Source organism: Streptomyces sp. FH025, from assembly GCF_017427025.1.
In the GTDB taxonomy this organism is placed as follows: domain Bacteria; phylum Actinomycetota; class Actinomycetes; order Streptomycetales; family Streptomycetaceae; genus Kitasatospora.
In genome coordinates this window covers 1-7,795 of sequence record NZ_JAFLNG010000361.1, presented here as the reverse complement: position 1 = coordinate 7,795, position 7,795 = coordinate 1, and the positions used below count along the sequence as shown (strand labels likewise).

Annotated in this window: 7 protein-coding genes; 2 read left to right on the top strand and 5 right to left on the bottom strand. The window is 74.3% G+C overall.

Annotated elements, in window-relative coordinates; translation table 11 throughout:
- Positions 1-234: 234 nt before the first annotated feature.
- The 3 genes from J0670_RS23560 to J0670_RS23550 form a co-directional block, all read right to left on the bottom strand.
- The gene (locus J0670_RS23560) at positions 235-1,887 is read right to left on the bottom strand and encodes a BCCT family transporter (protein ID WP_207813648.1); all 1,653 of its coding nucleotides are present in this window, start codon (positions 1,885-1,887) and stop codon (positions 235-237) included.
- Positions 1,888-2,039: 152 nt separating this feature from the next.
- Positions 2,040-2,411, bottom strand: coding sequence for a MerR family transcriptional regulator (locus tag J0670_RS23555; protein ID WP_207813647.1), 372 nt, complete (start codon positions 2,409-2,411; stop codon positions 2,040-2,042).
- A gap of 43 nt (positions 2,412-2,454) precedes the next feature.
- Complete coding sequence (locus tag J0670_RS23550) at positions 2,455-3,234, bottom strand: alpha/beta fold hydrolase (RefSeq protein WP_207813646.1); 780 nt, start codon at positions 3,232-3,234, stop codon at positions 2,455-2,457.
- Positions 3,235-3,406: 172 nt separating this feature from the next.
- On the opposite strand from J0670_RS23550, the gene J0670_RS23545 reads away from it, so the two are divergent.
- Positions 3,407-4,669 (top strand): sulfite oxidase, encoded by a 1,263-nt coding sequence (locus J0670_RS23545; RefSeq protein WP_374223151.1) that lies wholly within the window; start codon positions 3,407-3,409, stop codon positions 4,667-4,669.
- Between the two features lie 87 nt (positions 4,670-4,756).
- Here J0670_RS23545 and J0670_RS23540 read toward each other — a convergent pair whose 3' ends face one another.
- Together J0670_RS23540 and J0670_RS23535 are read right to left on the bottom strand one after the other, a co-directional pair.
- The gene (locus tag J0670_RS23540; protein WP_207813644.1) at positions 4,757-5,407 is read right to left on the bottom strand and encodes a TetR/AcrR family transcriptional regulator; all 651 of its coding nucleotides are present in this window, start codon (positions 5,405-5,407) and stop codon (positions 4,757-4,759) included.
- 97 nt (positions 5,408-5,504) lie between these two features.
- Positions 5,505-6,416 (bottom strand): acyl-CoA thioesterase domain-containing protein, encoded by a 912-nt coding sequence (locus J0670_RS23535; protein ID WP_307806659.1) that lies wholly within the window; start codon positions 6,414-6,416, stop codon positions 5,505-5,507.
- A gap of 136 nt (positions 6,417-6,552) precedes the next feature.
- Here J0670_RS23535 and J0670_RS23530 point away from each other — a divergent pair.
- On the top strand, positions 6,553-7,795 hold a 1,243-nt coding region (locus J0670_RS23530), incomplete at its 3' end, for an SWIM zinc finger family protein (protein WP_207813643.1).

Here is a 7,795-nt window from a genome sequence, read left to right as displayed (position 1 = left end):
AGGGTGCCGAGGGCGATGGAGGCGAGGACGGCGGTGCAGGCGAGCAGTCGGCGGTGGCGCCGGGGGAGCGGGAAGCGCGGTTCCTGGTAGGGCGCCTGAGGGTTGGCGTTCATGACAGCGAGGGTTCCAGGGCGGTGTGAACGGTCGGTACGCGCGGGTGAAGTCCGGACGGGGGTTGGGCGTCGGTTGGCCTCATACGCCCCACCCGGCCTGCGGGTGGGGCGTATGCGCTGGTCAGCGCGGTGATCGGGGCTGTCCGCGCTCGGCCAGGGCCTCGCCCACGGCGACTCGTACGGCGTCCCGCAGCCCGTGCGCCGGGTGGAACCGGGAGGGGCCGGCGGCCGGGTCCTCCCGTAGTTCCTTCACCAGGGACACGCAGAGCAGCAGCATGACGACCACGAAGGGCAGCGCGACCAGGATCGTCGCGTTCTGCAGCGCGGTGAGCCCGCCGGCCAGCAGCAGCGCGGCGGCGACCCCGCCCATCAGCACGCCCCACACGACCACCAGCCAGGTGCGCGGGTGCAGGGAGCCGCGGCTGGAGAGCGAGCCGAGCACCAGGGAGGCGGAGTCGGCGCTGGTGATGAAGAAGGTCATCACCAGCAGCACCGCGACCACGCTGGTGACCGCACCGAGCGGCAGCGAGCGCAGCATCTCGAACAGCGAGGCCTCGGCGCCCTGCGGGATGGTCGACACCAGGTCCGCCGCACCGGTGGTGACCAGCCGGATCGCGGTGCCGCCCATCACGCAGAACCAGATGACCGTCGCCCCGCTGGGCACCAGCAGCACGCCGAGCAGGAACTGCCGGATGGTGCGGCCGCGTGAGATGCGGGCGATGAAGGTACCGACGAAGGGCGCCCAGGAGAGCCACCAGGCCCAGTAGAAGATGGTCCAGGAGCCGAGCCAGCTCTCGTCGGTGAAGGCGCCGGTCTGGGTGGACATGCCGAGCAGGTTGGAGAGGTATCCGCCGACGGTGGAGGGGATCGCGTCCAGCGCGAAGACCGTCGGCCCGAACACGAAGACGAAGAGCATGATCAGTGAGGCCAGCACCACGTTCGCGGTGGAGAGCCACTTGACGCCCCTGTGCACGCCGGAGAAGGCGGAGAGCACGAAGGCGGCGGTCAGCGATCCGATGATGATCAGCTGGGCGTTCTGGGTGTTGCGGACGGAGGAGATGTACCCGAGCCCGTCGGCGACCTGCAGCGCGCCGAGGCCGAGGCTGGTCGCGGAGCCGAAGACGGTGGCGAAGACGGCCAGCAGGTCGATCGTCCGACCGGCCCAGCCGTTCGCGCCGCGCTGCCCGATCAGCGGGACGAAGGCGGCGGAGATCCGGTTGCCCCGGCCCTTGCGGAAGGTCGTGTAGGCGAGGGCGAGTCCGCCGACCGCGTAGATCGCCCACGGGTGCAGGGTCCAGTGGAAGAGCGAGAACTCCAGCGCCTGCTGGGCCGCGGCCGCGCTCTGCGGCTCCAGTCCGGAGCCGGGCTGCGGGGCGGCGAACAGCTGGAGCGGCTCGCCGACGCCGTAGAACATCAGGCCGATGCCCATGCCGGCGCTGAACATCATGGCCACCCAGGCGAGGGTGGAGAACTCGGGCTCGTCGTCGTCGCGGCCGAGCCGGATCCGGCCGAAGCGGCTGAAGGCGAGCAGCACGGTGAGGACGAGGAAGACGTCGGCGGCCACCACGAACAGCCAACCGAAGTTGTGCAGGACCCAGCCGAGCGCCGTACTGGAGGTGCGGCCGAGCGATTCCTCGGCGAACACGCCCCAGGCGACCACCCCCAGCACCAGCACCGCGCCCACACCGAACACCACCCGGTCGACGGGGAGCGTGGCGGCGGGTTCGTCGGGCTCCTTCGGGGGGTGGACGGGCTGGGGCGGCTGGCTGCTCATCGGGTGGACCTCTCGACATGCTCGGAGCGCTCTGGATCAAGCGGTATGTCGCACTATGTCCAGATGGCGTCTCGAGCGACGGGAGGGCGCGCCGGGGAGGCGGAGGGTGGGGACCAATGTCCCGTCAGGGCCTCGCGCCCGTACGGGAGCGCTCAGGCCGCGTGCTCCGCGCTCGGCGTTCGGGCGGTGGCGAGGTAGTGGGAGAGGGCGCGGCGGCTGCGGGTGAGGTCGTCGATCCGGGCGTCCAGCTCGGCGAGTTCGCCGCGCAGGGTGGCGACCAGTGAAGGGCAGGCCTCCAGGGCGGGCACCGGGCCGGTTGCGCAGGGCAGGATCCCGGCGATCACCCGGGTCGACAGGCCGGCCGCGAGCAGGCTGCGGATCTGCCACACCCGTACGGTGTCCTCCTCGGCGTACTCGCGGTAGCCGGCGGTGGTGCGGTCGGGCCGGAGCAGGCCCTGCTCCTCGTAGTAGCGGAGCAGACGGGTGGACACCCCGGTCACGCGGGCGAGTTCTCCGATGCGCATGATCCGGCGAACGCCGCCGCGGACCGGGGTGTTCCCGGCGCTGTCAGGCCTTCACGAACTCCAGCAGCACATCGCGCAGTTGGGGCACCGCCTCGATCATCGGCAGGTGCCCGCAGGGGAGTTCGACCAGGCGGGCGCCGGGGATGAGCTCGGCCGCCAGGCGGTGCTGGGAGGGCTGGACCAGCACGTCCTCGACGGTGCTGACGACCACCGTCGGGACGGACAGCGCGGCCAGGTCCTCGCGCACGTCGGTCCGGGCGGCGAGCAGGAACTGCTGCCGGAAGGCGTCCGGCTGGGGGGACTCGAGCGCCTCCCGCAGTTCGGCGAGCCGCTCGGCGGGCAGCGCGTCCACCCAGCGGTGGCCGAAGGCGACGGTGAGCATCAGGTCGGCGAGGTCGCCCGGCCGGTCGTCGAGCCTGACGAAGAGTTCGGAGAGCGCGCTCAGCCGCGCCGAGCCGCCGGTGAGGCCGGCGAGCAGCAGCAGCGAGCGGATCCGCTCGGGGTGGCGGGCGGCGATCCGGACGGCGACGGCGGCGCCCAGCGAGAATCCGGCCAGGTCGAAGGTCTCCAGGCCCTCCTCGTCGGCGGCGGCGACCAGCCGCTCGGCGAGCTCGTCGAGGGTGGGCTCGCCCGGCTCGTACGGGCTGTCGCCGGAGCCCGGGTAGTCGGGGGCGACGACGGTGCGGTGCGCGGCGAGGTCGGCCAGCACCGGGCCCCAGTTGTCCCGGGCGCTGCCGCCGGCGCCGTGCGCGAGCAGCAGGCCGGGGCCGGAGCCCTGGACGATCCGGGCGAGCGGGGCGAAGGGAGTGGGAACGGACGGCACGGGGTGTTCCTCGAAGGACAGGGGGCAGGGTCGGGGACGACGGCGGGCCCCTTCGATCGACGGGTCGGGAGTCCCTCCGGCGATGGGAACGCTAGGAGTTCACACCGGTGAGAAGGTCAAGCGAGAGGTTCGGGCCGCCGCCGGGCTCACCCACCGCGCCGGAGCGCCTACGCTGGGGAGTGGAGCGCCATCCGGACGGTGCCATCCGGACGGTGCCGTCCGGATGCCGCCGCGCTCCGCCACCGGGGCGGTCGCCGTGCCCGCGTTGGCCGCGCCGGTGCTCGCCCCGGGCCGGGCGGCCGCCGAGGAGGTGCCCAGGCCCGTGCCCGGAATCGTCAAACCGCTGCCCGCCGAGTGGTTCGTCCCGCGCGGCACCAACGCCGAGATGCGCTGGGAGTCCCTGCGCGGGGCCGACGGGGAGGCCGTCGTCGGCCGCCGTGTGCCGGTGGAACGGTTCTTCGTCCGCAACCACACCAGCACCCCGCTGATCGACCCGGCGAGCTGGCGGCTGAGGCTGTTCGGCAGCGGCCTGCGCGGTGCCCCGGCCCGGGAGCGGGCGGTCGAGTTCGCGCTGGAGGACCTGCGGGCGCTGCCGTCCACCCGTATCGACGCGCTGATCGAGTGCGCCGGCAACGGCCGCGGCTACTACTCCCGCCAGCAGCACCAGAGCGTCCCCGGCACGCCGTGGACGCTCGGCGGCGTCGGCTCGGCGAGCTGGCGCGGCGTCCGGCTGGCGGAGGTGCTGCGGGCGGCCGGGCTGACCGACGGCGCGATGGACGTACTGCCCAGCGGCCTGGACCCGGACTACGTCGCCGGCGGCGTCAACTACGGCCCGGTGCGCCGTCCGCTGCCGATCGCCAAGGCGCTGGACGACGTGCTGCTCGCCTTCGAAATGAACGGCGAGCCGCTCACCCCCGACCACGGCGCCCCGGTCCGGCTGGTGGTGCCCGGCTGGGTGGGCATCGCCTCGATCAAGTGGGTCGGCGGCATCGAGGTGGCCGACCACCCGCTGCACTCGCCGTGGAACACCGACTTCTACCGGATGTTCGGCCCGGGCCACCCGCCCGGCGGGGGTGACCCGCTGACCGTCCAGGTGGTCAAGTCCGCCTTCGAACTGGCCGAGGGCGCGGTGCTGGAGGCCGGGCGCGAGCACCGGCTGCACGGGCGCTCCTGGTCCGGCACGGCCCCGGTGCACAGGGTCGAGGTGAGCACCGACGGAGGCCGGAGCTGGCGGCGCGCCGAACTGCACGACGAACCGCGCGCCCACGACTGGACGCGCTGGAGCATCGGCTGGCGCCCCGAACGGCCCGGCCGCCACGAGCTGCGCGCCCGCGCGACGGACCGCCGGGGCGACACCCAGCCCGACACGGCCGGGTTCAACCGCGAGGGCTACCTGTTCGGCGCGGTGGTGGCGCACCCGGTCACGGTGGCCTGAGCGACGGTGGCCCGAGGGCGGGTGGCCCGAGCCCGGTCGGTCGGCCGGGCCCTCGCTCGGCCGGGCCTCGTCCGACCGGGCCCTTGCTCACCCGGTGGACTGGACCTCGTACGGGGCCGGATAGCGGGTCTCGTACGGGGCCAGCACCAGCCGCACCACGTCCTCCAGCCGCCGCCGGGCGTCCCCGAGCGTGGTGCGCCCGGTCACCCAGGCGGTCAGCTCCCCCTGCCAGGCGTGCGCGACGATGTGCCGCACCAGGTCGCTCGCGGCGGCCGGCACCTCGCCGGTCACCGCCTGGAGGGCGGCGCTGTCGGCCCGGGCCATGCCCTGGAGGGCCTCACTGGCGAAAGGGTCGGTGGAGGCGGCGACGGCCACCCGTAGCCGGGCCAGTTCGGGCTGCCGCTGGTAGGCCCGCATCCCGCCCCGGACGAACCGGACCGCCCGGTCGGTGGCCCCCAGCCCGGCGCGCGGACCGCGCAGCTCGGCCACCAGGTCGGCCAGCAGCAGGCGGTGCCACTCGGCGATCGCCGCTGCCAGGAGGTGGTCCTTGGAGGAGAAGTAGCGGTACGCCGTCCCGAGGGCGACTCCGGATCGCTCGCAGACCTGCTTCATCTGCAGCCGCTCGACGCCGATCTCGTTCACCAGGGCGAGTGCGGCCGCGATCAGGCTCTCGCGGCGTTCGAGTTGACGCGGAGACATCGCCTCCACCGGTCGTGGTGACAGGTCAACCTTGGTCACCCGCACCATGATACGGGCCGGGGCCGCTCAGGAGTATGACGCCGACCGGCCCCCTTCCGTTCGCCCGGCGGCCACCGGGCCCCGGACCGGACGGACCTCAGGTCAGCCTGCGGATCAGCGCCTCCTGGGTGGCGGAGGCCACCAGCCGGCCGTCGCGGTCGTAGAACTCGCCGAGCGACAGCCCCCGGCCGTCCGAGCAGGACGGGCTGCGCTGGGCGAACAGCAGCCACTCGTCGGACCGGAACGGGCGGTGGAACCACATCGCGTGGTCCAGCGAGGCGATCAGCAGCCGGGGCGCCTCGGTGCGCTGGAAGAAGTTCGGCTGCTCGTGCAGCCCGGCGGTGGAGGCCAGGGTGAGGTCGGACAGGTAGGTGAGCGCGCAGGTGTGCAGCAGCGGGTCGGCCTCCGGCAGCGGGGTGATGATGCGCAGCCAGACGAACTGCTGCGGCATCCCGGGGGCGGCCGGCGGCAGGCCGGGGGCGTCCTGCGGGACGAAGCGCAGTTCGAGGTCGCGGAAGCCGCCGGAGCTCCTGATCGCCGCGCGCAGCTCCTCGTCCCAGTGCGAGAAGGCGTCGGGCAGGGCCTCCGGGCCGGGCAGCGGCGGCAGCTCGCGATGGCGGTCGCCGCCGGTCGGCTCGGGGCGCTTGAACGAGGCGGTGAGGCTGAAGATCTCGTTCCCGTCCTGCACCGCCCGCACCCGGCGGGTCGCGTAGGTGACGCCCTCGCGCAGCCGTTCGACCTCGTAGACGATCGGCCGGGTCGGGTTGCCGGGCAGCAGGAAGTAGCCGTGCAGCGAGTGCACCGCGCGCTGCCTGTCGCAGGTGCGTCCGGCGGCGGCGAGCGCCTGCGCGGCGACGTGGCCGCCGAAGGCGCGCATCGGGGCACCGGCGTGGCAGTGGCCCCGGAACGTGTTCTCGTTCAGCCGCTCGATTTCCAGCAGTTCGGCGAACGGGGTGGTCGGGCGGGGTGCCTGCTCGGCCGGGAGCTGCTGTTCGGTCAGGTCTGTCACGGGCCCATAGTGGCAGAAGCCGGTCGCGCCGTGGTGTGACCTGGGTAACGTTCACCGGTGCTCGAATCGTATAGAACGTGTTCCATTCCGGTCGCGGTACCACGGGTTGTCGGACCCGTCACCTAGCGTGCTCCGCATGACGCGATCCGCACATGCGTACGCCTATCTGCGTCCGTCGGCCGTCCTGGACGGCGCCGACGGGCGGCGCCTCGACCTGGCCACCTCCGGCGGCGCCACCCCGGTCGGGGCGGCGGCCCATCCGCGCTTCTTCGCGGGCTTCCTGGCCGACCCGGCACCGGCCGCGGCCGCGCTGCTCGCGGTGGCGGACGTCGCCGCCGCCCGATTCCACCAGCCGCGGCTGCGCGCCTCGCTCGACCCGGTGGTCACCGCCAACGGGGACCGGCTGCGCTTCGAGTCCTTCTCCGGCTGCTGCGGCGTCTACGCCCGGCTCGACGTGCTCGCGGCCGGGCTGGACGGCGACGAGATCGGCCACGGCACCACCAACGTGGACGTCAACGACCCGCTGCGGGAGGCGCTCGCCAGGATCGGCCCGGCGGACCCGCTGCACCTGGCGGTCGGGCCGGACGCGCTGGAGGTCACCACCTCCGACGGCCCGCTGGTCGAACGGAAGGTGCCGCTGCCGGAGCGCTGGCTGCGCGGCTTCGCCGAGACCCAGGTGGTCGCCGCGGGCTTCGAGCTGCGCGCCGAACTGCCCGCCGCCGAGGCGGTGCGCTTCCTGCGCTCGCTGCCGCGCGGCGGCCGCGGCGGCGTCGGCTGGGTCGTCCCGGCCGGGCGCACGCTGCGGCCCACCACCCGCCCCGTACCCGGCGCGGTCTGCCTGCCCGGGCCCGAGCGGCTGATCGCGCTGATGGGGGCACCCGGAGGCTGGGGGAGGGTGCTGCGGCACGCACTCGCCCTCCGGGTGTACGGGCCGGTCACCGCAGGGGAGCCGACCGCCTCGGCCTGGGAGGTGGTGCTGCCCGGCATGCGGCTCACCCTGACCCTCTCGCCGGACGCCTCGCGCGGTTTCTCCGGCGAGGGCGGGGTGCTCGGCGCCCTCGCGACCGGGACGGCCGAGCGGGACGCCGACCTGGTCGCGGTGCTGCTCGCCTGGGAACCGCGGATCGACGTCGCGGAGCTGGCCGAGCAGGCCGGGATCGGCATCGAACGGGTCCGGGCCGCGCTCACCCGGCTCGGCACCGCCGGGCAGATCGGCTACGACACCGCCGAGGCCGCCTACTTCCACCGCCGGCTCCCGTACCGGGCCGGGCACGCCGAGGCGGCCAACCCCCGGCTGCGGGCGGCCCGGGAGCTGGTCGCGGCGGGCGCGGTGCGGCTGGAGGCGGACGGCGCGACGGCCGTCGTCACGGTGGACGACC